The sequence below is a fragment of the Flavobacterium bernardetii genome (assembly GCF_011305415.1).
GTDB classification, from domain to species: domain Bacteria; phylum Bacteroidota; class Bacteroidia; order Flavobacteriales; family Flavobacteriaceae; genus Flavobacterium; species Flavobacterium bernardetii.
This window is the reverse complement of sequence record NZ_JAANOQ010000001.1, coordinates 312,165-338,286: the sequence shown is the minus strand read 5'-3', so window position 1 is coordinate 338,286 and position 26,122 is coordinate 312,165. Positions and strand designations below refer to the sequence as shown.

Sequence of the window (26,122 nt, the reverse complement as noted above, 5' to 3'; positions counted from 1 at the left end):
TGCCGAAATTGAATATTGACCTACTCAATATTTTTCTAATTCTTTTTTCAGGAGTTTTAGCTTTCATTTGTCCTTTTGAAACTTTTCTTATAGTTTATGCTTTTCTAGGTCCGCTTCATTATCTTACAGAAATCAATTGGTTGCAACAACGAAACTATTTTCTTCAAGATAAAACCCATGTTTATTATCTGTTTGTTCCACTATTTCTAATTGGTAGTATTGTTTACATTCCAACTTTAGCGCAATTAAAACCTACAATTCCATTTCTAATATTTTTCACGTTTTTAGTTTCCATTTTCAATTCGAAAGAAAATATAAAACTTTATAAAAATTGGAAATTTATACTTTCAATTGGTATTGGAATTGTTGCTACAATTTATTTTAAAGAATATTTTAAAACCGTTTTTTCTTTATTTCTTCCATCCTTAATTCATGTTTTTATTTTTACTGGAATCTTTATCCTTTCAGGTTTTTTAAAAACTAAAAATAAATGGTCGTTAATCACTTTAATTGTTTTTTTGGCAACTAGTTTGTTCTTGTTGAATTTCAATTGGAAAATTTTTCTTTCAGAAGTAGACATCCTTTCAAAATACCAATCTTTTGAAAAACTAAACCAAACCTTATTAATTCTTCTCGGAGAAACACACACACCTGAACACATCATTTATTTTTCCAATTTAGGAACTCGACTCATGCAGTTTATTGCCTTTGCTTACACCTATCATTACTTAAATTGGTTTTCAAAAACGTCAATTATTCAATGGCATAAAACCACTAAAGTAAAAATTTATGCAATTATTCTAATTTGGATTTTATCCGTTCTACTCTATTTATATAATTACAAAACAGGATTATATTGGTTATACCTATTAAGTTTAACACATGTAATTTTAGAATTTCCTTTGAATATAACATCTGTTAAAAGTCTATTCAAAGGAAAAACTTATCAATAATTTTCCTATTTTTAGCACACAAAAAACCAAAACTATGCGAATATTTAAACTTTTAATAGTTCTTCTGACTGTTAATTTAAGTTTTAGCCAAGATTATTTTCCGAAAAATGACGGCGTAAAACAAACCTTCAAAAACGTTGTAGCTGTAACAAATGCTACCGTTTACACTTCATCAAATGTAAAAATTGAAAAAGCTACAATTTTAATCAAAGAGGATAAAATTTTAGAAATTGGTGCTTTAGTTTCCATTCCTAAAGAAGCGACAATAATTGATGCTACTGGTAAAACAATTTATCCATCATTTATTGATTTGTATACCGAATTTGGTATTCAAAAACCTCAAGCTAAACCAAGAAATTCAAGAGCTCCACAATATGATTCGGAAAGAAATGGATATTATTGGAACGACCACATTAGAGCCGATTTTAATGCCTTTGAAAATTTAAGCTACGATGAAAAAATAGCAAAAGATTTAAGAGAGACAGGTTTTGGAACGGTTTTAAGTTTTAATAACGATGGAATTGTTGCCGGAACAGGTTTACTTTGGACATTAAACGACGGAGAAACTAATGGAAATCGTATTTTAAATAAAAAAATATCTCAACATTTAACTTTTAAAAGAAGTTCACTTTCTAGTCAAGCCTATCCTTCTTCCTTAATGGGAAGTATGGCGTTAATTCGTCAGTTTTACCACGATGCAAAATGGTATGCAGCTGGCGGTTCAAAAAGTAAAGATGCTTCATTAGAAGTCTTCAATCAAAATAAAAATTTACTTCAAATCTTTAATGCAGGAGATAAATTAAACATTTTAAGAGCAGATAAAATTGGTGACGAATTAGGAATAAACTACATCATTAAAGGAAGTGGAAACGAATTTGAACGTATTGAAGAAGTTAAAAAAACGAATGCTACTTTGATTATGCCAATTAATTTCCCAGAGGCTTACGATGTTTCTGATTCTTTTTTAGCAGAACAAGTAGTTTTAGCAGATATGAGATTTTGGAATCAAGCACCATTCAATTTAAAAGTGCTTTCAGAAAACAATATTAATTTCGCATTAACTACCGCCGATTTAAAAAATTCAAAAGACTTTTTAACTAATTTAAGAAAAGCAGTTGAATTAGGTTTTCCAAAAGAAAAAGCTATTGCTGCCTTAACGGAAATTCCAGCAAAAATTGCGAATCAATCAAATATTGGTTCTTTGAAAAAAGGAAATTTAGCCAATTTTATTATTGTTAGCGGTGATATTTTCGATGCTAAAAACACGATTCAAGAAAACTGGATTCAAGGTAACAGATTCGTAATTGAAAAAATGCAACCTTCAGATATTAGAGGAAAATACGATTTGACTTTTGATAATACCAAATACGATTTAGCAATTGAAGGTGAAATTTCAAAATTAGACGCTAAAATTTCTCAAGATAAATTAGAATTCGGAACAAAAATGACTTACAACGAACCATGGATATCAATGGTTGTTAAAAGTAAAGATTCAGTGGCTTCAAAATTCATTAGAATTTCTGGATTAAAATCAGAAACGGGTTTATCTGGAAAAGCAATTTTAGAAAACGGAAAAGAAGTTTCTTGGTCAGCCATAAAAAAAACAGCACCTGCCGAAGTTAAAAAAGAAGAGAAAAAAGAAGAGAAAAAAGCACCTGTTTTTTATCCAGTAACTTTCCCAAATATGGCTTTTGGAAATGCTTCAAAACCAAAACAAGAAACGATTCTATTTAAAAACGCAACCGTTTGGACAGGGGAAAAAGAAGGAAATTTAAAAGAAACTGACGTATTAATTGAAAACGGAAAAATTATCAAAATCGGTAAAAACTTACCGCAAAAAGGAAAAGTGATCGATGCGACTGGAAAACACTTAACTGCCGGAATCATTGACGAACATTCACATATTGCCATTTCAAATGGTGTAAACGAAGGCGGACAAAATTCTTCTGCTGAAGTTACTATTGAAGATGTCGTAAACTCGGAAGATATTAATATTTACAGAAACTTGGCTGGTGGTGTAACTGCTGCTAATTTACTACATGGTTCTGCCAATCCAATTGGTGGTCGTGCCGCATTTATCAAACTAAAATGGGGTTACAATCCTGAGGAAATGTTGGTTCCAAGTGCACCAAAATATATCAAATTTGCTTTAGGTGAAAATGTAAAACAATCGAATTGGGGCGATGTAGAAAGATTACGTTTTCCTCAATCTAGAATGGGTGTAGAACAAGTGTATGAAGATTATTTCTCTCGTGCTTTGGCTTACCAAAAAGAATGGGATTCGTACAATGCTAAAAAAAGTGGAATTGCACCACGATTTGATATTGAATTAGAAACTTTAAGTCAAATCTTAAACAAAAAACGTTTCATTACTTGTCACTCTTACGTACAATCTGAAATCAACATGCTATTAAAAGTAGCTGAGAAATACAACTTCAAAATTCAAACCTTCACACACATTTTAGAAGGATATAAAGTAGCAGACAAAATGGCGAAACATGGTGTTGGTGGTTCTACTTTCGCAGATTGGTGGGGTTATAAATATGAAGTAAACGATGCAATTCCTTACAATGCAGCACTTATGAATAATGTTGGTGTAACGGTTTCAATTAATTCTGACGATGCAGAAATGTCTAGAAGATTAAATCACGAAGCTGCAAAAACATTAAAATATGGTGGCGTTACTGAAGAACAAGCGTGGAATTTCGTAACCTTAAATCCAGCTAAATTATTACAAGTGGATGATAAAGTGGGAAGTATAAAAGTAGGTAAAGATGCCGATGTGGTACTTTGGTCTGATAATCCTTTAACTATTTATGCTAAAGCAGAAAAAACAGTTGTTGATGGAATTTTATTCTTTGATATTGAGCAAGAAAATGCGAAAAATGAATTAGTTCAAAAAGAAAGAAATGAATTAATTAATTTATTGTTAGACGCCAAAAACAAAGGTTTAAAAACACAAGAACCAAAGAAAAAATCGAGCGGACATTATCACTGTGATACCCTTGGTGAAAAATGTAGAGAATTTCACGCTAAATACAACAACTAATGAGAAAACTAACATTCATACTAGCCTTAACTTCATTAGTAAGTTTTGCGCAACAAACACCAGCACCTAAGCAAACAAAATCCATTTTAATTATGGGTGGAACTGCACATTTAGGTAACGGAAAAATTCAAGAAAACAGTTTAATTTCGATTGTTGATGGAAAAATTGCTTCGGTTTCAGATGGAACTTTAGCCAGACCAGCCAAACATGATATTACAATTGAAGCTTACGGAAAACATATTTATCCAGGTTTCATCGCACCTAATTCAACTTTAGGATTAGTGGAAGTGGATGCGGTTCGTGCTTCAGATGATGAAAGTGAAATTGGAGAATTCAATCCACATATTAGAAGTTTAATTGCCTATAATACAGAATCTAAATTAACAGAAACGGCAAGACCAAATGGTGTTTTGTTAGCGCAAATCACACCTCGTGGTGGAAGAATTTCTGGAACTTCATCAGTAGTACAATTAGATGCTTGGAACTGGGAAGATGCCGTAATTAAAGAAAATGACGGAATTCACATGCGTTGGCCAAATAGCTATGCCAGATTAGGTTGGTGGGCTGAACCAGGCGGCATCGAACCAAACAAAAAATACGACGAACAAACTAAAGCCATTCAATCCTTTTTTGACCAAGCTTTAGGTTATTCGAATTCGGATAAAAAAGTAAAAGATATTCCTTATGATGCTATGAATGGCTTACAAAACGGCGATAAAACCTTGTATGTAAACGCAAATGGCGAAAAAGAAATCACAGATATTATTTTATTCAAAAAGAAAAATAACATTAAAAAATTAGTAATTATTGGTGGCTATAACGCACATAAAATTGCCGATTTATTGAAAGAAAATAATGTTTCTGTTTTATTAAGAAGAATTCATGATGTGCCTAATTCTGAAGATGAAGATGTAAACTTACCTTACAAAATTGCAAAAATCTTAACCGATAAAGGTATTGTAGTTGGTTTAGAAAATTCAGGTGATATGGAACGTATGCAAACTCGTAACATGCCTTTTTATGCTGGAACTTGCGCCGCTTGGGGAATGAACAAAGAAGATGCGTTGAAATTAATCACATCAAACACCGCAAAAATTTTAGGAATTGACGCGAAATACGGAACTTTAGAAAGTGGAAAAAGTGCTACCCTATTCATTTCTGAAGGAGATGCTTTAGATATGAAAACGAATAAATTATCTCATGCTTTTATTGATGGAAGACAAATTAGTTTAGAAAGTCATCAAACAGAATTATACGAAAGATATAAAGGGAAGTATGAAGCTGGAAGTGTGAAGTCGGAAGTGAAACAATAGATTTCAAATTTTATATGCTAAATAAATATAACATATTAATTCCAACAACAATAGTTTTACTATTTGGATTATTATCAATTAAATATCAAAATATGATTGGTATTAGTGCACATATTTACATGCCAATTTGTTTGATAATACTTCTTTATAATTTAAATCAAGATAATTTTAATAGTAAAATATCAATTGCTTTTGGATTAATAATTTTAAATGAAGTTATAATACGAATTTTAGGTGATATTTCATTGAAATCAGATGGGAATCCGTGGGCTGCCTTTTCATTTTTGTTAATGTCATTATTAAGTTATTTTACAATTATAATTGCTACATTAATTAAAAAGAATGTACTAGAAAATTATTTGAATAAGGTTATTTATATAACAATAGCTTTCTTAATAATATCAATCTCATATATTTTTATTTTCTTGATATAGATTAAAATAACAAAATTTTCAAAGTCGCAAAGCCATTCGTTTTGCGACTTTGTTTTTATCTCTAAAAAAGATAACTTTGTAACTTAGATTCTTAGCAACTTAGTTACTCAAAATGAAACAAATCACCTCCATTCAAAATCCGTTTGTAAAAAACTTAGTTTTATTGCAAGACAAAGCCAAAGCACGAAAACAATCGGGAACTTTTATTATTGAAGGACAACGTGAAATTGAATTAGCCGTAAAAGGCGGTTACGAATTAGAAACTGTTTTGTTTTTACCAGAAATCATCTCGGAAAATCAAATCGAAAAATTAACTTCACAACAAGTGGAATTAATTGAAATTTCGAAAGAAGTCTACCAAAAATTAGCTTATCGCGATACAACTGAAGGAATTATTGCCATAGCAAAATCGAAACCTTTACAATTATCCGACTTAAAATTATCTAAAAATCCATTAATTTTAGTCGCAGAAGGCTTAGAAAAACCAGGAAATTTAGGTGCTTTATTACGAACTGCCGATGCCGCCAATATTGATGCGGTTATTATTGCCAATCCAAAATCGGATTTATACAATCCAAATATTGTGCGTTCAAGTGTAGGTTGTTTATTTACAAGACAAATTGCTGTGGCGACTTCAGAAGAAGCCATTGCCTTTTTAAAAGAAAACAACATCAATATTTATTGTGCGACTTTACAAGATTCAGCCACTTATCATACACAAAATTATAACGACCCAACCGCTTTAGTAGTTGGAACAGAAGCCACAGGAATTACAGAAGTTTGGAGACAAAATTCAACCAAAAACATCAACATTCCGATGCAAGGTATTATCGATTCTATGAATGTTTCGGTAGCTGCCGCTATTTTATTATTCGAAGCCAAAAGACAAAGAGGGTTTTAATTAGTCAATTATCAATGTGTCGATATGCCAATTAAACATCAATAGCAATAATCGTCACTTCGAGTGATTTTCGAAATGAAATGTAGAAAATTGTATCGAGAAGCTTTTAACTAAACAACCAAAAACATCATAAAATGAAAAAAATAATATTAATCTCACTTCTAACTACATTCACAGCTTTTTCTCAAATCACGGAAAAACAAATTGATGAAGTAGCAGAAAACACACTAAAAGCATTTAATGTTCCTGGTGTTGCAGTAGCCGTTGTAAAAGACGGAAAAATCATTCACAGTAAAGGTTACGGTGTAAAATCTATTCTGAAAAAAGATAAAGTAGATGGAAATACACTTTTTGGAGTAGCTTCCAATAGTAAAGCGTTTACTACTGCTGCCATTGCGATGTTAGTAGATGAAAAGAAAATGAATTGGGATGATAAAGTGGTGAAACACTTACCAAATTTTAAAATGTACAATGAGTATGTTACGAATGAATTTACCGTTCGTGATTTAGTTACACACAGAAGTGGTTTAGGTTTAGGCGCAGGAGATTTAATGATTTGGCCTGACGGAAGTAATTTCAAACCAAAAGATGTTATTGAGAATTTACAACATTTAAAACCTGTTTCTGCATTCAGAACCAAATACGATTATGATAATTTATTGTACATCGTTGCCGGTGAAGTGATTGAAAAAGTTAGCGGTTTATCTTGGTGTGATTTTATAGAAAACAGAATGATGAAACCTCTAGAAATGAACAATAGTGCAGGTTCCTTTTTACGTTTAAAAGACACGACAAACATTATCGATCCACACGTACCAACAGACGGAAAATTAAAAGTTATTTCTCGATATAAAAATCAAACTTTTGATGCAGCTGCCGGAATTTATTCTTCTGTCAACGATATGAGTAAATGGATGATTATGCAATTGCAACAAGGAAAATATGGTTCTGAAAAACAATTCAAAATGTTTTCTGAAGCGCAACATAATGAAATGTGGCAATTACAAACTATCATTCCAGCCAGAACTAAAGAACCCTATTTTACTCATTTTTCTGGTTACGGATTAGGTTGGTTTTTAAGTGATGTGAAAGGCTACAAACAAGTCACACATACTGGTGGTTTAGAAGGAATTGTTACGCAAGTCACTCTTATTCCAGAATTAAATTTAGGAATTGTAGTGTTAACGAATCAGCAATCTGGTGCAGCTTTCAATGCAATTACAAGTACAATTAAAGATGCTTATTTAAAAATTGAGTACAAAGATTATGTAAAAATTTTTAGTGATAGAGAAAAAAACAACATCGCTGAAGCTGATAAAGTAACTACAGAAGTTTGGGCAAAAATTGCAGAAAATAAGAAGAATAAAGTAAAAGTAGATGCTAAAAACTATGTTGGAACTTACAAAGACAATTGGTTCGGTAACATCACTATTACGGAGAAAAAAGGAAAGATGTATTTCAATTCAGAGCGTTCTCCTCAATTAGCTGGTGAAATTTTCTTCTACAAAGACAACACATTTGCGGTGAAATGGTTCAATAGAAGTTTTAATGCTGATGCTTTAATCACTTTTTCAGCCAACAACACCAATATTAAAATGGCAGCAATTTCTGAACTAACTGATTTTAGTTACGATTTTCAGGATTTAGATTTTAATAAAAAATAGGAAATTCAAGAACTAAAAAAAACAACACAGATTAGAGAAATTATATAAATTTTTGAAATTTCTTTAATCTGTGTTTTAAATTATTTTAATCTCTGTTCTTACCTTAATATTTCTTTAATCTTTTTTTGATATCTGATTTTTAAACACTATTTTTATATTTCCCAATATTCAGATATGACAGAGATAGATTTAGAAGCAGAAAACAAAGCCATCGCCAAAGAATATAAAGAGCTACTTCGCATTAGTTATCAAAATCTTACAGATGAAGATAAAAAACTAATTCGTAAAGCTTTTGATGTTGCTGTAGAAGCACATAGCGAACAAAGAAGAAAATCAGGTGAAGCCTATATTTTTCATCCCATTGCTGTGGCCAAAATTGTAGCTTCTCAAATTGGTTTGGGCTCAACTGGTATTGCTTCTGCCCTATTACATGATGTGGTGGAAGATACTGACATCACCATTTCTGACATTGAAAAAATGTTTAATCCTAAAATTGCTAAAATTGTTGAAGGATTAACCAAAATTCCAAAAGTAAAAAACGAACAAGAAATTTCTCTTCAAGCGGAAAATTTCCGTAAAATGTTATTGACATTAAACGATGATGTTCGAGTAATCCTAATCAAAATCGCAGATAGATTGCACAACATGCAAACTATGGACGGAATGGCAGATTACAAACAAGCCAAAATCGCTTCAGAAACCTTATATATTTATGCGCCACTCGCCCATCGATTAGGTTTATACAATATCAAAACACAGTTAGAAGATTTAGGTTTAAAATATACAGAACCAGAAGTTTACGCAGATATTTTCAGTAAAATCAAAGAAACGAAAGAAGAACAAGACGCTTATATTAAGGCTATTTCTGATGTTTTAGGAAAATCTATGTTAGAAGAAGGTATCGATTTTATCATTAAAGGCCGACCGAAATCTATCTATTCTATCCGAAGAAAAATGAAAGCACAAGGGGTAACTTTCGATGAAGTGTACGATAAATTTGCCCTTAGAATTATCTATAAATCCAATCTTCACGATGAAAAATTCCTAGCTTGGAAAATTTATTCAGTTGTGACAGATCATTACCGACCAAGTCCGAGTCGTTTACGTGATTGGATATCTTCACCAAAATCAACAGGTTACGAAGCGTTACACATTACCGTAATGGGACCAATGGGTCGTTGGGTAGAAATTCAAGTTCGTAGTGAACGAATGGATGAAATTGCAGAAAAAGGATATGCCGCACACTACAAATATAAAAATAATGCTACCGAAGAAAACAGCTTAGAAATTTGGTTAAATCAACTGAAAGAAGCGCTAGAAAATTCGAATAATAATGCGGTAGATTTTGTAGAAGATTTCAAGCTGAATTTATACGCCAAAGAAATTTACATTTTCACTCCAAAAGGGGAAATTAAATCGTTACCAAAAGGCGCAACTTCGCTAGATTTTGCTTTTAGTATTCACTCAGAAATTGGAGTAAAAACTCGTGGTACGAAAGTCAACGGGAAATTAGTGCCTTTAAATTATGTATTAAATAGTGGTGATCAAGTTGAAATTATTACTTCTCAAAATCAAAAACCAACAATCCATTGGTTAGATTATGTAACGACAGCCCGAGCAAAAAACAAAATTAAAAACGTATTAAACGATAATATCAAAAAAATTGGCGAAGACGGAAGAGAAATTCTTACCAGAAAATTACGCCATTTAAAAATTACTTTAAACGAAAATTCTATCAACGAATTAGTAAATTATTTTAAACTACAAACCAGTTTAGATTTATTTTACAGAGTTGGTATTGGTGCAATCGAAAATCAACAATTACGTGATTATGCCGCACAAAAAAGCAATACTTTAGTCAACTTCTTCAAGAAAACTATTAAAAGAAATCCAAGTTCTTACGAAGAAAAAATCCAGAAAAATGATAATACTAAAAAATTAGATTTATTAGTTTTTGGAACGGAACAAAGTAAATTAGAGTATAAACTTTCTCCTTGTTGTAATCCAATTCCTGGTGATAGTGTTTTCGGATTTGTTACTATCAATGAAGGTATAAAAGTCCATAAAACCGATTGTCCGAACGCGATAAGTTTACAATCGAATTTTGCTTACCGAATTGTACAAGCGAAATGGATAGATTCAACTCAGGAAGAATTTAATGCCATTTTAAAAATTACAGGAATGGACGTTATGGGACTAACAAACCAATTAACAAAAGTAATTTCTAATCAAATGCATGTTAACATTCAAAGTATCAGTTTAAATACAGATGCTGGAATTTTTAACGGGCAAATTACAGTTGTGGTTCAAAACAATATGATTCTTAAAAAATTAATTGAAAATATAAAAACAGTTGATGGGATTGACAAAGTAACAAGGGTTTATAATAATTAGGCATTAGGAAAAATTAAATAACTTCAATCTTTATACTTAATTATAACACACTTCTTATAATCTTAATTCTATTTTCCAAAATCTTGCATCTATAAGGTAACTTTCATTATATTTGCATTTCTTTTCATTTAAATAACAAATGGATAACAACCAAAACCAAGAAACGGTTAAAAACGTTTTTACAAAATACCTTGAAGAAAAAGGGCATCGCAAGACACCTGAGCGCTACGCTATACTTCAAGAAATTTACGAGAATCAAGAACATTTTGATATCGAATCCTTGTATATCAAAATGAAAAACAAGAATTATCGTGTTTCTCGTGCGACTTTATACAACACCATCGAATTATTATTGGATTGTAAATTAGTACGACGTCATCAGTTTGGTCAAAACCAAGCGCATTACGAGAAATCTTATTTCGACAAACAACACGACCATATTATTTTGACAGATACTGGAGAAGTTATAGAATTTTGCGATCCACGTATTCAGCAAATCAAACAAACTATGGAAGAAATGTTCGGAATCAATATCGAAACTCATTCCTTATATTTTTACGGAACAAAAAATAAGTAAGGACAAGTCGCGACTTGTCCCTTCAAAGCATAAATACAAACAACAAACAACAACACAATGAATGTAGACTTACTACTTGGATTACAATGGGGTGACGAAGGAAAAGGGAAAATCGTCGATGTATTAACTTCAAAATACGACATTATTGCTCGTTTTCAAGGTGGACCAAATGCTGGGCACACACTTGAATTTGACGGAATTAAGCATGTTTTAAGAACGATTCCTTCTGGAATTTTTCATAAAAATAATGTAAATATTATCGGAAATGGTGTAGTAATGGACCCTGTAGTGTTTCAAAAAGAAATTGAAGGATTAGAAAAATTTAATTTAGACATCAAATCAAAATTATTACTTTCAAGAAAAGCACATTTAATTTTACCAACGCACCGTTTATTAGACGCAGCATCTGAAGCTTCTAAAGGAAAAGCGAAAATTGGTTCTACTTTAAAAGGAATTGGTCCAACTTATATGGACAAAACTGGTAGAAATGGTTTGAGAATTGGTGATATTGAAATGGCTGATTTCAAAGAAAGATACCGCGCTTTAGCTGACAAACATGAAGCTATGATTGCTTTTTACGATGTAAACTTGCAGTACAATTTAGCGGAAATGGAAGAGGAATTTTTCGCAGCTGTGGAAGAATTAAAAACATTAACTTTCATTGATTCAGAAGAATATTTAAACAAAGCATTAAAAGCTGGAAAAACAATTTTAGCAGAAGGCGCGCAAGGTTCTTTATTAGATGTAGATTTTGGAACGTATCCATTTGTAACTTCTTCAAATACAACAGCTGCTGGAGCTTGTACAGGTTTAGGAATTGCTCCTAATAAAGTAAAAGAAGTTTTCGGAATTTTCAAAGCATACACAACTCGCGTAGGAAGTGGACCTTTCCCAACAGAACTTTTTGACGAAGATGGAGCCAATATGGCAAAAATTGGTAATGAATTCGGTTCAGTTACTGGTCGTGCTCGTCGTTGTGGTTGGTTAGATTTAGTAGCTTTAAAATACGCTGTTGAAGTAAATGGTGTAACTGAATTATACATGATGAAAGGTGATGTTTTATCTGGATTCGAAACGTTAAATATCTGTACAGCTTACAACTATAAAGGAAAAACATTAAAACATTTTCCATACAATATTGAACCAGAAAATGTACAACCAATTTATACAGAAATGAAAGGTTGGCAAGCAGATTTAACTGGTATGACAACTTACGAAGAATTACCATCAGAATTAAAAACATACATCGAGTTCATTGAAAAAGAATTAGAAGTGCCAATAAAAGTAGTTTCTGTTGGACCAGACAGAACACAAACTATCACAAGATAAATTTTAAAAATCCCGAGCAATCGGGATTTTTTTATTCCCAAAAGTCAACGTAAACTTGTCATACTGAACTTGTTTCAGTATCTAAACCGCTAATTCATAGATTTAATATTCTAAGAATTAGCGGTTTTTTTAGATAGTTTCTTAAAAAACAAACACTTATTATTAAAATAAGAAATTTCTTAAAAAAAGACGCAACCAATTACAAAGTTTTGCATCTTATGAAAAAAGAAACTATGATGAAGAAACTTACTTTTACACTAATTTTAGTAATTAGTACAATTTGCGCAAAAGCACAAATTATCAATTTTCCTGATGCCAATTTTAAAGCAAAATTATTAGAAGCAAATTACAATAATAATATTGCTTCTTCAGCACAACCATTTTATGATTCAACATCAAACTCTTGGTCTACAAATTCATCTAACTCTATAGACACAAATAATGATGGTGAAATTCAGATACAAGAAGCAGAAATAATTACTATCTTAAACTTATCAGGATCAAATATTACAAGCTTAGAAGGATTAAATTATTTCACAAATTTAATCAGTTTAAGATCTAGTTTTACAGGAATTACAAATTTAGATTTAAGTCAAAACGTTAATCTAAAAAGTTTAGATTGTTCAAACAATCAACTAGCAAATTTAGATTTATCATCAAACCCTTTATTAACGTCTTTACATTGTCATTATAATCAAATCTCAAATTTAAATATTACTCAAAATAATCAATTAGAAATTTTGTTTTGTTGTGACAATCAAATTACAAATTTAAATATATCTCAAAACACAGCATTAAAAACATTAATTTGTAGTTCAAATCAATTATCAATCTTAAATACAACTTCTAACATTAATCTTGAAATACTTGAATGCCATAGTAATAATATTTCAAATTTAAATTTATCTCAAAATATATTATTGACACGCTTGACATGTGCATATAACCCAATAACTAATTTAGATTTGTCTCAAAACATTAATTTAATATATCTAAATTGTGACGACATTGAAATATCAAACATTAATATTACTCAAAACATTAGTTTAAAAGGATTAGATGTTAGTAATAATCAATTAACGGGCTTAGATATTTCTAATAATAATTTATTAGAATCTATTGATTGTCAAAATAATCAATTAACAAATTTAGATGTTTCAAATAATAATTTATTAGAAATTATTGATTGTCGAAATAATCAATTAACAAATTTAGATGTTTCAAATAATTTTAATTTAACAATACTAAATTGTAAGGATAATCTTTTAACAATGTTAAATATAAAAAATAACAGTATCGAAAAATCATACAATAGTCCCATGGACATGAACTATACGTCTATTTCATTAATTGGAAATCCAACTTTACAATATATATGTGCTGATGAAACACAAATAAATTTAATACAAAATAAAATACAAGCACTTGGATATATAAACTGTCATGTAAATACATATTGTTCTTTTGTACCAGGTGGAGAATTTTACACCATTGAAGGACAACAAAAATTTGATAATGAAAATGACGGATGTGATATTACTGATAGTACTTTCCCAAATTTAAAATATTCAATTACTGATGGAATTATAACTGGTTCAATAATTTCAAATAATTCTGGTAATTATGCTATACCTGTACAAGCTGGTCAATACACAATAACTCCAATTTTAGAAAATCCTAATTATTTTACTGCTACACCTCCAAATGTAGTTATGAGTTTCCCAACACAAACTAGTCCGTTTACACAAGATTTTTGTATTAGACCAAACGGAATAAAACACGACGTTGAAGTTTCTATTATTCCAACAACTGTGGCCAGACCAGGTTTTGACGCTATCTATAAAATCATCTATAAAAATAAAGGTAATCAAGTTGAGAATGGAACGATTAATTTACAATTTAATGACGCTGTTTTAGATATCGTTTCAACAAACCCAGCATTTACAACTCAAACATTAAATAATTTAAGTTTCAATTATAGTAATTTAAATCCTTTTGAAACTAGAGAAATCAGTGTTGTATTGAATGTAAATTCGCCAGTTGAAAGTCCAGCAGTTAATGCAGGTGATTTCTTAATTTATATAGCTGAAATAACTCAATTAGATTCAGATGAATTACCAATTGACAATACTTTTGGATTAAAACAACTTGTTGTTAACTCTTTGGATCCAAATGACAAAACGTGTTTACAAGGAACAACAATTTCTCCAAGTGAAGTTGGAAAATATGTACATTATATGATTCGCTTTGAAAACACAGGAACTTTCCCTGCAGAAAATATCGTAGTAAAAGATATGATTGACACCACTAAATTTGATGTTTCAAGCTTAGTTCCTTTAAACGCAAGTCATAATTATGTTACAAAAATTTCAGGTAATAAGGTTGAATTCATTTTTGAAAACATCAATTTACCTTTCGATGATGCAAATAACGATGGTTACATTGCATTTAAAATCAAAACTTTACCAAGTTTAGTAATCGGAAATACATTTAGCAACTCAGCAAATATTTATTTCGATTATAATTTCCCAATTGTTACCAATACAGCAACTACAACAATTGCAGCTTTAAATAATCCGAGTTTCGAATTTGCGAATTATTTCAGTTTATACCCAAATCCAACATCTAACGAATTGAATATTGCCTTAAAATCGGCAATTGAAATTAACTCGATTGAAATTTATAACCCAATTGGACAATTAGTAACGGTTCAAACTGGAAATGCTCTAAAAGTTGATGTTTCGAATTTAAAAACTGGAAATTACTTCATCAAAATAAATACGAATGATGGTTTTAGTACCAGTCAATTCATAAAAGAATAATCCTATTTTGTCATACTGAACTCGTTTCAGTATCTCAACCGCAAATTCATAGATTTAATACTCTAAGAATTTGCGGTTTTTTATTCCCAAAAGGTAACACAATCTAATATTAATTCTTTGCGCCTTCGTGTCTTTGTGGCAAAAGCCTTGTCTTATAAAAAAAACCATAAAATATTCTTAATACCTACACATTTTTATACATTTTACTTAAATTTGACAAAAAATAGAAACCTTGAGAAAATATATATATGCTGTCGTTTTGATATTCTCCATTTTATTTGGAAATGCACAAACACCAACTCAACCCATTGCTCCAACAAATCCGAATGGAATTAAAATTTTACATTCTGACTTTATTGATAAAAACCAAAATGAAATTCCTGGTGCGATTGTATTTACTGGAAATGTTCAAGTGGAACATAACGGTGTTAGAATTAACTGCAACAAAGCCTATCATTATACTGATGAAGATTATGTAAAAGCATTCGGAAACGTTTCCTTAAACCAAGGTGATACGATTGTAATGAATAGCCGATATGCCGAATATAACGGTAAAACACAATTCGCTTTTGCAACAGGAAATGTAAATTTACGTTCACCAGATTCTAACTTAACTACCGATACAATTTATTTCGACAGAAGTATTCAACAAGCCTATTATAAAAGCTGGGGTACAATCGTAAATAAAGAAAATACCTTAAAAAGTAAATCAGGAAGATATTTTTTAAACAGTAAAAAATATGTTTTCAAAACAGCCGTTACAGTTGTAAATCCACAAGTGACAATTAAAACTAACAATTTAGATTTTTACGATAATTCTGGTCACGCTTATGTTTACGGACCTAGCACAATTACCAGTAAAGAAAACGTAATCCATACTTCGAAAGGATTTTATGACACTAAAAATGATGTTGGAAGACTGCTCGACAAATCAGATATCGTTTACAACAATCGGAAAGTGGAAGGCGATATAATCAATTACGACAGAAAGAGAAATTTCGCTAAAGCCACAAATAATGTAAAAATAACCGACACAATTAACAATTTAATTGCAACCGGACATTATGCAGAAGTGTTTAGAAATGTTGGTGGCACTAAAAAAGATTCGATGTTTATTACCAAAAAAGCGTTGGTAAAAACGTTGGTGGAAAAAGACACGATGTATTTACACGGTAAAAAAATATTAGTAACTGGTCCACAAGAAGATAGAACGATTAGAGCTTTTAATAATGTGCGTTTTTTCAAAACTGATATGAGCGGAAAATGTGATTCGATCCATTCGAACTACAAAACACAATTAACAAAACTAATAGGTAGACCCGTAATTTGGAATAGCGACAACCAAATGACTGGCGACGAAATTCATTTAATTGGAAATAATAAAACCGAAAAACTAGATTCATTAAAAATTCTAAACAATGCATTTTTAATACAAAAAGACACACTTGGAGAAGATAATTACAACCAAGTAAAAGGACAATTTTTGTATGGAAAATTTAGAGACAATAAATTATACGAAGTTGATTTAATAAAAAATACCGAAAAAATCTATTTCATGTATAACGATGCTGATGAAATGGTTGGTATTGACAAAGGAGTTTCAAGTAGTATTAACATGCAATTAGAGAACAATCAGATTTTAGAATTAACCTCGTTCAAACAAATTTTAAGCGATACCTATCCAGATAAAGATTTCCCGAAAAATGCAAGGCGACTTCGAGGTTTTGTTTGGCGAATTGATGAAAAAATAACTTCTCTAGAAAACATTTTTCCAGAAGAAGAAAAAGCCATCGATGAAAAAATAAAAGCAGAAACGCAAAAGAAAGAAAAAGAAGAGAAAAAACCCATGGACGTAATGAAAGAAACTACGGAATATGGGAAGAAAGAAGTTAAAAAAGAGCCAAGTAAAAAGGCAAAAGTAAAAAGTAAAAAGTGATTAGTGATTAGTGAAAAGCAATTAGCAAACCCTTTTAAACTTTTAACCTTATAAACTCCCAAACTAAACATGCTACAAGATTTCTTTAAATATCAAGCACAAACCTCTCCTCACCCATTAGCTATGGAAATTTCTCATGCTAAAGGTTCTTATATTTACGACACTTCGGGAAATAAATATTTAGATTTTGTAGCTGGTGTTTCGGCTTGTAGTTTGGGACATCAAAATGAGCGTGTTAATAATGCCATAAAAGACCAATTAGACAAATATTCTCACGTGATGGTGTATGGCGAATACGCTCAAAATCCTGCTACAGAATATTGTAAATTATTGGCACACCATCTTCCACATCCGTTAAAAAAAACGTATTTGGTAAATTCTGGAACAGAAGCTACGGAAGGCGCTTTAAAATTAGCAAGAAGAGTAACTGGAAGAAGTCAATTCATTTCTTGTCATAATGCGTATCACGGAAATACGATGGGAAGTTTGAGTGTAATGGGATTCGAAGAACGTAAACAAGTATTCCGACCTTTAATTCCAGATGTCGATTTCATTACGTTTAATAACGAAGAAGACATTCAAAAAATTACCACAAAAACAGCCGGAATTATCTTAGAATCTATTCAAGGTGGCGCTGGGTTTATTCAACCACAAAACGATTTTCTAAAAAAAGTTCGAGCACGTTGTACAGAAGTTGGCGCAATGTTAATTATAGACGAAATTCAACCCGGATTTGGTCGTACAGGAAAATTATTCGGATTTGAAAATTACGATTGCATTCCTGATATTTTAGTGATCGGAAAAGGAATGGGCGGCGGAATGCCAGTTGGTGCTTTCGTAGCTTCAGAAGCACATATGGATTTATTATATGATAATCCGAAATTAGGACATATTACTACATTTGGCGGTCATCCCGTAATTGCAGCCGCTTGTTTAGCAACCTTACAAGAAATTACCGAAACCAATTTAATGGCGGAAACGTTAGAAAAGGAAAAACTATTCCGAAAACTATTGGTGCATCCTTTAATTACCGAAGTTCGTGGAAAAGGCTTAATGTTAGCAGCTATGACAAAAAGTCCGAATATTACCAACGAAGTTATTTTACGATGTCACAAACGTGGTTTAATTTTATTTTGGTTATTATTCGAAGGAACTGCTATCAGAATTACACCTCCATTAACCATCTCCAACCAAGAAATTGAAGAAGGTTGTAAACTTTTGTTAGAAGTTATGGATGAAGTTGAGGCTTTAAATCTTTAAAACATCATATTTATTTGAAACACCGATTAAAGAAATTTTAAAAATTAATATAATTTCTCTAATCTGTGTTGTTATATAGTTGATTTTGAACTTGAATTTTGTTAATTAAATTGTTCAAAACATACACTTGGCAAGGAAATTGCGAGCCTTTAATTACGTAATTTTATTACATGAACTTTAAATAGTTGCGCTATGAATATGAGTCATGAAGAAGAAGAGGAAGAAAACAACTTATCGCTATCTAAATTTGAATCTATGTTAAAAACCAACAAGGTCTTTTTCTTTGATTCAGAAGAATTCGAGGACATTGTTTTGCACTATATGGACACGGGAAGAATCAATCTAGCCAAAAAAGCTTTACGATTGGGCTTAGAACAACATCCAAAATCTACAGGTTTAAAACTAGTTCACGTAGAAATTTTAATCTACGACGACAAAATTGAACAAGCTGAAAAAATACTGAACGAAATCGCTTTATTAGAACCAACTAACGAAGAAGTTTTCATTCAGCGTGCTAATATTTGCTCTAAAAGAGACCAGCACGAAAAAGCTATCGAACATTTAAATAACGCACTTCGTTATACAGATGACGAAGCCGATATCTATTCCATGATTGGAATGGAATACTTGTTCATGGATAATTTAGAATTCGCAAAAGACAATTTCATCTTATGTTTAGAAAACGATGAAGAAGATTATTCTGCTTTATACAACGTAGTGTATTGTTTCGATTTCTTAGATCAGAACAAAGAAGCCATTGTTTATTTAGAAAATTTCATCGACAAAAATCCGTATAGTGAAGTCGCTTGGCATCAATTAGGCCGCCAATTTTATGCTTTAAAAGAGTATGAAAAAGCAGTTTGGGCTTTCGATTACGCGTGTTTAATTGACGAAGGTTTTTTAGGAGCCTTTTTAGAAAAAGCCAAATCGTTAGAAAAACTTAAACGCTACCAAGAAGCGATTGATTGCTACAACATTACAATTGAATTGGACGATCCCACTTCATTTGCCTATTTACGCATTGGTAAATGTTACGAAAAATTAGGTAATAAAGAACAAGCCTTAAACTTTTATTTAAAAACCGTTCACGAAGATCCATTGTTAGACAAAGCTTGGTTAGCCATTACCGATTTTTATATTTCTGAAAAAAACTATCAAAAATCACTTTATTACATCAATAAAGCGATTGGAATTGACGGTGAAAACTCGTTATATTGGAGAAGATATGCGAATATCAATCAGTATTTAAATTTCATTGAAGAAGCGGAAGAAGGTTACAGAAAAGCGTTTGAAAATGGCGATATCGAATTAGATAATTTCCTTTGCTGGAGCGATGTTTTATATGTATTAGGAGAAGTTTCTGCTGCTTTTGAAATCTTAAATCAAGCAAAAGATTTATATCCAAACGAATCAGAAATTCAATACAGAATGGTGGGTTTATATTACAATATTGACGAAGAATTTAATGCCATTGAAGCGTTAAATCTAGCCTTAATCACCGATTTTCATAAAAATTATATTTTAAAAGATTTATTTCCACATGTTTGGGAATCAGAAAACGTACAAAAAATTATCAAAAACCATAATATTTAAGCCCAATCAATGGAATTTATCGACTTTTTATTACACTTTTTAAAAGACCCATTAACCGTAATAACTCAATTAATTGACCAATACAACACTTTAATTTACTTCATTTTATTTCTAGTTGTTTTTGTAGAAACTGGCTTCGTAATTATGCCACTTTTACCTGGCGACTCGATGCTATTTGCTATTGGAGTTATTGCAGCAACTACAGGAAAATTGAGTTTGGTTATCATCATTCCATTATTAATTTTAGCCGCACTTTTAGGGGATAATTTAAACTATTTCGTTGGTCACAAATTCGGTGAGCTCATCAAAGAGAAGAAAAAAATTCTATTCTTAAAAAGAGAATACATCGAAAAAACAGAAGATTTCTTCGAAAAAAATGGTGGAAAAGCCGTAATTATGGCACGTTTCGTACCAATCGTAAGAACAATTGCTCCTTTTGTAGCTGGTGCTGGAAGTATGAAATACAGAAATTACATCATCAATTGTATTCTTGGCGCTATACTTTGGGTAGCAGGAATTACACTTATGGGTTATTTCTTAGGACAATTTGATATTGTAAAAAATAATTTTGAAAAAGTAGTTTTAGGTATTGTTTTACTGTCGATTTTACCTATTTTTATTAAAATTTTCAAATCGAAATTTACTAAAGCATAACTAAAATGAAATCACCATTAACTAAAAGTTTGCCTAAGCAAACACCTATAAAAAAAGAGGTGATTACATATATGACCACTAAAAAATAAATTCACATATATGAAAAAGAAATCACTTAAGAAACAACGAAAGTTTGGGCTTATTGGCAAGAACATAAGTTATTCTTTTTCAAAAAAATACTTTGCGGAAAAATTCTTGCATAACCATTTTCACAATTGTGAATATGAAAATTACGACATTCAAAACGTAAAAGAATTAACCAATGTTATCAAAAACACTAAAGGCTTAGTTGGCTTAAATGTGACTATTCCGTACAAAGAAACCATACTACCTTTTTTAGATAAAGTTTCCAAAAATGCTAAAAAAATTGGTGCTGTAAATTGCATTTCTATAACGAAAAACAAAAAACTAAAAGGCTATAATACCGATTTTTATGGTTTCAAAAAAGCGCTAAAACCACTTTTAAAAAACCATCACAAAAAAGCTTTAATCTTAGGAACAGGAGGCGCTAGTAAAGCCGTAGCCTACGCTTTAAAAAAGCTGAATATTGAATTCGATTTTGTTTCAAGAGATCCTTCTGAATATGAAATTGGTTACAAAGAAATTAATGCAGATATATTTAACGAATATCAAATCGTAATTAACACTACTCCATTGGGAACTTTCCCAAATATTGCCGAATTACCAAAGTTGGATTACTCGTTATTTACTCCAAAACACATCGCTTTCGATTTAGTGTACAATCCTGAAGAAACGGCTTTTTTAAAGAAAGCCAGAAAAGCTGGTGCGGTGACTAAAAACGGACATGAAATGCTGATTTTTCAAGCCGAAAAAGCGTGGTTAATCTGGAATAAGTAACATTTAATCATATAATAGGATAATTTCTTTGAATTTCCCACCTCTTTTGGTATCTTCGAACCCTAAACTTAAGCATTATAACATGTTAGAAGAATTGAATGATAACCTGCAAAACGCAGATGGACAAGAGCAAACAGCATCAATGGAAAACAATTCAACTTTAGAAGTTGAAAATGAAATTGAAACTCAGAATACTGAAGTAACTGAAAACGAAGCTGTTTCACAAGATTTAGAAGTAACAACACCTGTTTCTGCGCAAGATGAAATAGACAATCATTTGGCGGAAGCTAGTGAAGATGGTTCTATTCATGCCGATTTAGAAATCGTGTCAAAAGATTATGAAAGTCTTTCTTTAGAAGAATTAGTGGATGAATTGACTACACTTGTTGGTCATGAAAAAGCCCTATTCTACAAAAATCAAATTGAAGATGTAAAAAAAGCGTTCTTAAACCACTATCATCAAATGATTGAGGAAAAACGTACTGCTTTTTATGCTGAGAATGAAGCTACAACTGAATTTGAATACCACTCGCCTTTAAAAGTAAAATTTGATCATTTATTAGACACGTATCGTGCTAAAAAAGCGAACAATTTTAAAAATATAGAAAATCAGTTAAAAAATAATTTGGCTGAAAGAACACAACTGATTGAAGAAGTAAAAGCTTTAATTGCTAGTACGGATTCTAACATTTCAGACATGTTCAAAAAATTCAACGAAATTAGAGAACGTTGGAAAAACACTGGAGCTATTCCAAAAGACAAATACAATTTAGTGTGGAATAATTTCCATTTCCATGTCGATAGATTTTACGAAATTGTACATTTAGATAGAGAAATTAGAGATGCCGATTTTAAAAATAATTTAGAACAAAAGTTAGAGATTATTGCCAAAGCGAAACTTTTAGTTGATCAACCAGATGTAACGAAATCTTTCAGAGAATTACAATTGTTACACCGTGTTTGGAAAGAAGAAATCGGACCAGTTGACAAGGAAAACAGAGAAAAAATCTGGCAAGAATTTAGCGAAATCACGAAATTGTTACACGACAAACGTGAAGCATTATCTTCTCAATTCAAAGAAAAAGAACAAGAAAATTTAGCTAGTAAAAATGAAATTATTGCTCAAGTAAACGCATTAAGCGCTGAAAAAGTAAATAATCACGGAGAATGGCAAAATCAGATTGTAAAGTTAGAAGCATTACGCGAAGCTTTCTTTAAAGCCGGTCGTGTGCCAGCTGAAGCAACGGAAGAAACTTGGAGTAATTTTAAAAATGCCGTTCGTAATTTTAACGCGACTAAAAACGCCTTTTACAAAGACATTAAAAACGAACAACACCAGAATTTAGAATTGAAGTTTGCTTTAATTGAAAAAGCAAAAGCAAATGTAGACACGGAAGATTTCGAAACTACGACTCCAATTATGAAGCAAATTCAGGACGAGTGGAAAAAAATTGGACATGTGCCAAGAAAACAATCGGATGAAATTTGGGAAACATTCAAAAAGACTTGTAATGCGTATTTCGACAGATTACACGAATCAAGAAAAGAAGAAATTGGTGTAGAAGTTGAAGCATTCGAGAAGAAAAAAGAATATTTAGAAATTGTTCGTGCATTTGAATTAGTAGGCGACCATAAAACGGATTTAGATGCGATAAAAGCGCATATTGCTGCTTGGAAAGAATTTGGAAAAGTGCCACAAAATCGTCGTCATATTGAAGGAAAATTCAATAAGATTTTAGATGCTTTGTTTGAAAAACTAAGTTTATCTAAGAAAGATTCTGAAATGATGAAATTTAGCAACCGTTTAGATCAACTTTCGGAAGGAAACGACCAAAGAGCGATTGCAAACGAGCAAATTTTCATGAGAAGAAAAATTGACGAGTTGAAACACGAAATCAACCAATTAGAAAACAATATTGGCTTTTTTAATAACTCAAAAGGAAACAATCCATTTGTGAAGGAAGTTCAAAAAAATATTGAAAAATATAAAGAAGAATTACAACTTTGGAAAGACAAACTGAAACAGTTGAATAACATCTAATAATAAGGAAGACTGCGAAAGCAGTCTTTTTTTATGGGATAATTTTATATATTTGAAATATAAGTTTATTGAACGTATCAATCCGAAAAATGACTCAAAAAAACATTAGTATATTAATTCTTATTTTATCTATAATTTTATTCTTTATTATTGGAGTTTGGTTTGAAATAGATTACCGAATTCTAACTCGAAAATCTATTAAATATTTTGCGAAATATAAAATCGATTATTATGGCGCCAAAGATTTTCGATTTTTTCAAACTGACATTGCTTTCATTTTGACTTTAATACCAATAAGTTATTTTTTTTTAACCAAAAACTTAACTTCAAATATCATAAAACTAAAACTAGCTTTGTTATACATTATCAGTATCATAGGTTTTTATTGTCTTTATTGTTATGTCGAAAGTGAATTTATTAGAATAACTGTTCAGTTTCCAAAAAAAGAAAATGGAGTTATACTCTATCATCATAATAATATAAATTACAGAGGAATTTTATTTATAACTATTATTTCAACTTTTAGTATCGGAATAATAACAAAGAAGATAATTAAAAAATAAAAACAGATGCGAAAGTCTCCCAACTTTGAGCAATTTAAAAATCTAAAATGAATACAAAAGTTAGACAAGGACTATTTAAGGCAATCGATAGTTTTGCTATAAGAAGTAGAAATGAATTTTATATTATTGGGCAAATACTAGAAGGAACAATACAAGAAAATTGGTTTATTAACGTACCTTTTAACGAATCACTTGCAATGACCATTAGAATTAATGCCATCGAAGATGTGGAATTTTCAAATAAAAAAAATAAATATAAACTATTAATTGTTTCTGGCGAAGATACAGCTATCGACATTTTTCTCAGTTTTGGAATTGAAAGTGAACATTTAGATATTACAATTGAAGGACAAGATTAATAAAAAAAAAGATAATATGGATTTGCTTTAAGCAATTTAAAACTTGTAAAACATATGAAACTTGAATTATATCAAATAGATGCTTTTACCAATAAAATTTTTGGTGGAAATCCAGCTTGTGTTGTGCCATTAACGGAATGGTTACCAGACGAAATCCTTTTACAAATCGCAAAAGAAAATGCTGTAGCAGAAACTGCTTTTTTTGTGAATAAAGGAGAAAAGATACATTTACGTTGGTTTACACCAGATTTAGAAATGGATTTATGTGGTCATGCGACTTTAGCCACAGCACATTGTTTAAAAGCGATACTTAAATATCCAAGTAATACTATAATTTTTGAAACCTTAAGCGGCGACTTAACTGTGAATGCTGAAAATGATTTTTATTTTTTAGATTTTCCTTCTAGAATGCCAATTGAAAACGATTTACCAGAAGTAATTTCAAAATCGCTAAATATTCAGCCTAAAGAAGTCTATAAATCTAGAGATTATGTTTTAGTATATGAGTCTGAGGAAGACATCAAACAAATAGAAATATACAGACAATTTTTCGACCAAATTAATTTAGGTCCTGGTGGCGTAATTGTAACTGCAAAAGGAAATAATTGCGATTTCGTTTCTAGATTTTTCACTCCTCAAGCCACAATTTTAGAAGATCCAGTTACGGGTTCTGCACATTGTTCTTTAATTCCGTTTTGGGCAAATCGTTTACAAAAGAATGAACTTAAAGCTATGCAATTATCTGAAAGAATTGGAAATTTAAATTGTACAAATAAAGAAAATAGAGTAATAATTAGCGGCCAAGCGAGAACGTATTCTATTGGTAATTTTTGGATTGAGTAAACAAAAACCAAATGAAAAAATTAATTATTCTTTCATCATTTTTCCTTATCATAAACTGTGAAAACAAATCTGTTGATAATTTGGATGTTATCATTTCAAATCAAAATTATACTCTAAATTTAGAAAACGGCGATATTGAAATAGATTGGTATAATGACTTTAAAGGAAAGGTGAATTTCACAAAACAAGAAAAAAACAGCATCAATAAATTATTTTTAGAATATAATATTGACACATTAAATGGCGAAAAACATATTTATGGTAAAAAGCCATTAGTTATGCCTAACTTCAATAATAAATTCATCATTCAGAAAAACAAAAAGTCAGTTTCTGAGATTTATATTTCAGAACAAATTAATAAAAAAACGGCAGAATTAAATCAATTTGAAACTTCATTTTATAATTTTAAAGAAAAACTATTTCAAATTTTAACCAAAACAAAGATTTCAAAAACTATAACGATTCTATATATTTATGGAATAATAAACAAAGAAGACTTTTTATGTAGTTTGTATTTACCTTTTATACCAAATCACAATTCAAAACGGTAATAATTGTAACAAATACAATATTCAATCG

19 protein-coding genes are annotated in these 26,122 nt (G+C 30.7%); all 19 read left to right on the top strand.

The window, feature by feature from the left end; genetic code table 11:
- The first annotated feature begins 8 nt into the window (after positions 1-8).
- The 19 genes from G6N05_RS01640 (at position 9) to G6N05_RS01550 (ending at position 26,094) form a co-directional block, all read left to right on the top strand.
- Complete coding sequence (locus tag G6N05_RS01640; RefSeq protein ID WP_166124820.1) at positions 9-953, top strand: hypothetical protein; 945 nt, start codon at positions 9-11, stop codon at positions 951-953.
- 34 nt (positions 954-987) lie between these two features.
- The gene (locus tag G6N05_RS01635; RefSeq protein ID WP_187002984.1) at positions 988-4,002 is read left to right on the top strand and encodes an amidohydrolase family protein; all 3,015 of its coding nucleotides are present in this window, start codon (positions 988-990) and stop codon (positions 4,000-4,002) included.
- A complete protein-coding gene (locus tag G6N05_RS01630; RefSeq protein ID WP_166124819.1) occupies positions 4,002-5,315 on the top strand; it encodes an amidohydrolase family protein in 1,314 nt (437 codons plus the stop codon). Before G6N05_RS01635 ends, G6N05_RS01630 begins: the two co-directional genes overlap by 1 nt.
- Positions 5,316-5,329: 14 nt before the next feature.
- Positions 5,330-5,749, top strand: coding sequence for a hypothetical protein (locus G6N05_RS01625; RefSeq protein WP_166124818.1), 420 nt, complete (start codon positions 5,330-5,332; stop codon positions 5,747-5,749).
- A gap of 112 nt (positions 5,750-5,861) precedes the next feature.
- Entirely contained in the window at positions 5,862-6,650 is a 789-nt protein-coding gene (locus tag G6N05_RS01620) for a TrmH family RNA methyltransferase (RefSeq protein ID WP_166124817.1), read from the top strand.
- Between the two features lie 134 nt (positions 6,651-6,784).
- A complete protein-coding gene (locus G6N05_RS01615) occupies positions 6,785-8,314 on the top strand; it encodes a serine hydrolase (RefSeq protein WP_166124816.1) in 1,530 nt (509 codons plus the stop codon).
- Positions 8,315-8,488: 174 nt separating this feature from the next.
- Positions 8,489-10,708 (top strand): RelA/SpoT family protein, encoded by a 2,220-nt coding sequence (locus G6N05_RS01610; RefSeq protein ID WP_166124815.1) that lies wholly within the window; start codon positions 8,489-8,491, stop codon positions 10,706-10,708.
- A 139-nt stretch (positions 10,709-10,847) separates the two neighbouring features.
- The gene (locus tag G6N05_RS01605; RefSeq protein ID WP_091307728.1) at positions 10,848-11,285 is read left to right on the top strand and encodes a Fur family transcriptional regulator; all 438 of its coding nucleotides are present in this window, start codon (positions 10,848-10,850) and stop codon (positions 11,283-11,285) included.
- A gap of 57 nt (positions 11,286-11,342) precedes the next feature.
- Positions 11,343-12,614 (top strand): adenylosuccinate synthase, encoded by a 1,272-nt coding sequence (locus G6N05_RS01600; RefSeq protein ID WP_166124814.1) that lies wholly within the window; start codon positions 11,343-11,345, stop codon positions 12,612-12,614.
- 233 nt (positions 12,615-12,847) lie between these two features.
- Complete coding sequence (locus G6N05_RS01595; RefSeq protein ID WP_225875110.1) at positions 12,848-15,436, top strand: DUF7619 domain-containing protein; 2,589 nt, start codon at positions 12,848-12,850, stop codon at positions 15,434-15,436.
- 232 nt (positions 15,437-15,668) lie between these two features.
- Positions 15,669-17,372, top strand: a complete 1,704-nt coding sequence (locus tag G6N05_RS01590) for an OstA-like protein (protein WP_225875109.1) — start codon at positions 15,669-15,671, stop codon at positions 17,370-17,372.
- Positions 17,373-17,441: 69 nt separating this feature from the next.
- Positions 17,442-18,632 (top strand): aspartate aminotransferase family protein, encoded by a 1,191-nt coding sequence (locus tag G6N05_RS01585; protein WP_166124813.1) that lies wholly within the window; start codon positions 17,442-17,444, stop codon positions 18,630-18,632.
- 198 nt (positions 18,633-18,830) lie between these two features.
- Positions 18,831-20,225, top strand: a complete 1,395-nt coding sequence (locus G6N05_RS01580) for a tetratricopeptide repeat protein (protein WP_394351447.1) — start codon at positions 18,831-18,833, stop codon at positions 20,223-20,225.
- Positions 20,226-20,234: 9 nt separating this feature from the next.
- The gene (locus G6N05_RS01575) at positions 20,235-20,879 is read left to right on the top strand and encodes a VTT domain-containing protein (RefSeq protein ID WP_166124811.1); all 645 of its coding nucleotides are present in this window, start codon (positions 20,235-20,237) and stop codon (positions 20,877-20,879) included.
- Positions 20,880-20,978: 99 nt separating this feature from the next.
- Positions 20,979-21,737, top strand: coding sequence for a shikimate dehydrogenase family protein (locus G6N05_RS01570; protein WP_166124810.1), 759 nt, complete (start codon positions 20,979-20,981; stop codon positions 21,735-21,737).
- An 82-nt stretch (positions 21,738-21,819) separates the two neighbouring features.
- A complete protein-coding gene (locus G6N05_RS01565; protein WP_166124809.1) occupies positions 21,820-23,778 on the top strand; it encodes a DUF349 domain-containing protein in 1,959 nt (652 codons plus the stop codon).
- Between the two features lie 610 nt (positions 23,779-24,388).
- The gene (locus G6N05_RS01560) at positions 24,389-24,700 is read left to right on the top strand and encodes a hypothetical protein (protein ID WP_166124808.1); all 312 of its coding nucleotides are present in this window, start codon (positions 24,389-24,391) and stop codon (positions 24,698-24,700) included.
- A gap of 54 nt (positions 24,701-24,754) precedes the next feature.
- Positions 24,755-25,543 (top strand): PhzF family phenazine biosynthesis protein, encoded by a 789-nt coding sequence (locus G6N05_RS01555; RefSeq protein WP_166124807.1) that lies wholly within the window; start codon positions 24,755-24,757, stop codon positions 25,541-25,543.
- 11 nt (positions 25,544-25,554) lie between these two features.
- Positions 25,555-26,094 carry a hypothetical protein gene (locus G6N05_RS01550; protein WP_166124806.1) on the top strand — a complete coding sequence of 180 codons (540 nt, stop codon included), beginning with the start codon at positions 25,555-25,557 and terminating at the stop codon, positions 26,092-26,094.
- Positions 26,095-26,122 lie beyond the last annotated feature (28 nt).

Coding starts and splice junctions, on each gene's coding strand:
- G6N05_RS01550 (WP_166124806.1), top strand. CDS start 25,555: ATGAAAAAATTAATTATTCTTTCATCATTTTTCCTTATCATAAACTGT.
- G6N05_RS01585 (WP_166124813.1), top strand. CDS start 17,442: ATGCTACAAGATTTCTTTAAATATCAAGCACAAACCTCTCCTCACCCA.
- G6N05_RS01555 (WP_166124807.1), top strand. CDS start 24,755: ATGAAACTTGAATTATATCAAATAGATGCTTTTACCAATAAAATTTTT.
- G6N05_RS01575 (WP_166124811.1), top strand. CDS start 20,235: ATGGAATTTATCGACTTTTTATTACACTTTTTAAAAGACCCATTAACC.
- G6N05_RS01600 (WP_166124814.1), top strand. CDS start 11,343: ATGAATGTAGACTTACTACTTGGATTACAATGGGGTGACGAAGGAAAA.
- G6N05_RS01615 (WP_166124816.1), top strand. CDS start 6,785: ATGAAAAAAATAATATTAATCTCACTTCTAACTACATTCACAGCTTTT.
- G6N05_RS01630 (WP_166124819.1), top strand. CDS start 4,002: ATGAGAAAACTAACATTCATACTAGCCTTAACTTCATTAGTAAGTTTT.
- G6N05_RS01570 (WP_166124810.1), top strand. CDS start 20,979: ATGAAAAAGAAATCACTTAAGAAACAACGAAAGTTTGGGCTTATTGGC.
- G6N05_RS01580 (WP_394351447.1), top strand. CDS start 18,831: ATGAGTCATGAAGAAGAAGAGGAAGAAAACAACTTATCGCTATCTAAA.
- G6N05_RS01595 (WP_225875110.1), top strand. CDS start 12,848: ATGATGAAGAAACTTACTTTTACACTAATTTTAGTAATTAGTACAATT.
- G6N05_RS01625 (WP_166124818.1), top strand. CDS start 5,330: ATGCTAAATAAATATAACATATTAATTCCAACAACAATAGTTTTACTA.
- G6N05_RS01635 (WP_187002984.1), top strand. CDS start 988: ATGCGAATATTTAAACTTTTAATAGTTCTTCTGACTGTTAATTTAAGT.
- G6N05_RS01620 (WP_166124817.1), top strand. CDS start 5,862: ATGAAACAAATCACCTCCATTCAAAATCCGTTTGTAAAAAACTTAGTT.
- G6N05_RS01605 (WP_091307728.1), top strand. CDS start 10,848: ATGGATAACAACCAAAACCAAGAAACGGTTAAAAACGTTTTTACAAAA.
- G6N05_RS01560 (WP_166124808.1), top strand. CDS start 24,389: ATGAATACAAAAGTTAGACAAGGACTATTTAAGGCAATCGATAGTTTT.
- G6N05_RS01565 (WP_166124809.1), top strand. CDS start 21,820: ATGTTAGAAGAATTGAATGATAACCTGCAAAACGCAGATGGACAAGAG.
- G6N05_RS01610 (WP_166124815.1), top strand. CDS start 8,489: ATGACAGAGATAGATTTAGAAGCAGAAAACAAAGCCATCGCCAAAGAA.